At 62.7% G+C, this 303-nt stretch carries 1 protein-coding gene; it reads right to left on the reverse strand.

What is annotated here, in order from left to right; genetic code table 11:
- A partial coding sequence (locus A3728_RS16560) for a P-type ATPase (protein ID WP_443069438.1) occupies positions 1-303 on the reverse strand: 303 nt, incomplete at both ends.

Genomic DNA, 303 nt, shown 5'->3' on the forward strand with positions numbered 1-303 from the left:
TGAGCGCGGGATCAGGCCCGAAGAAGAGCCAGACAAGGACCGTCAGCGTCGCAAAGAGCAGAACCGCCGGCACGAACCAGAGCGTAATTCGATCCACCAGCCCCTGAATGGGAAGCTTCGCGCCCTGCGCTTCTTCCACCATGCGGATGATCTGGGCGAGCGCAGTTTCCGAACCGACACGGGTGGCCCTGAAAGTCAGGCTGCCCGATCCGTTCACGGTGCCGCCGGTCACGGCGTCGCCGTCTGCCTTCGAAACCGGCAATGGCTCCCCGGTGATCATGCTTTCATCAACATGGCTGGACC

This window comes from Sulfitobacter sp. HI0040 (genome assembly GCF_001634885.1).
Lineage (GTDB): Bacteria > Pseudomonadota > Alphaproteobacteria > Rhodobacterales > Rhodobacteraceae > Sulfitobacter.